This is a genomic window from Gelatiniphilus marinus, from assembly GCF_042684345.1.
Classification (GTDB): Bacteria; Bacteroidota; Bacteroidia; order Flavobacteriales; family Flavobacteriaceae; genus Gelatiniphilus; species Gelatiniphilus marinus.
The window spans coordinates 1-515 of the sequence record NZ_JBHULK010000028.1 but is presented as its reverse complement, the minus strand read 5'-3'; the positions used below and the strand labels follow the sequence as shown (position 1 = coordinate 515).

Below are 515 nucleotides of genomic sequence, written 5' to 3'. Positions count from 1 at the left end.
CAAGCAGCCTATGCTTTTCTTAAACGGTTAGTGAAGCAGTTTGATGAACCGAAGGTTGTAGTCACAGATAAAGCCCCCTCTATTACAAGTGCCTTTAAGAAACTAAAAGAATACGGCTTTTATCAAGGGACAGAACATCGTACCATTAAATACCTGAGTAATTTGATTGAACAAGACCATCGTCCAGTAAAGAGACGCAATAAATTCTATCGAAGTTTACGCACTGCCTCTACCACGATTAAAGGCATGGAAGCCATTCGAGGATTATATAAGAAAACCCGAAAAGAAGGCACTCTCTTCGGGTTTTCGGTCTGTACTGAAATCAAGGTATTATTGGGAATCCCAGCTTAAATCATAGATACCGTAAGGGATTTTATTCTTTATTTAAAACTTTGCAACAGAACCCTTCAAACCCACTGTTTTCCATAATGGAACGCAAAAATCTACGGTTTTGCGCTTCATTGCTCGTAATTCCTTTTGCCTCATGATGAGAGCGCTCATCCATAAAATCAAAT

2 pseudogenes are annotated in these 515 nt (G+C 39.0%); one reads left to right on the top strand and one right to left on the bottom strand.

What is annotated here, in order from left to right:
• Positions 1–351: pseudogene (locus ACFSQS_RS16155) on the top strand (IS6-like element IS1216 family transposase); the annotation flags it as partial.
• A 49-nt stretch (positions 352–400) separates the two neighbouring features.
• Here ACFSQS_RS16155 and ACFSQS_RS16150 read toward each other — a convergent pair.
• Positions 401–515 (bottom strand): annotated as a pseudogene (locus tag ACFSQS_RS16150) (M15 family metallopeptidase); the annotation flags it as partial.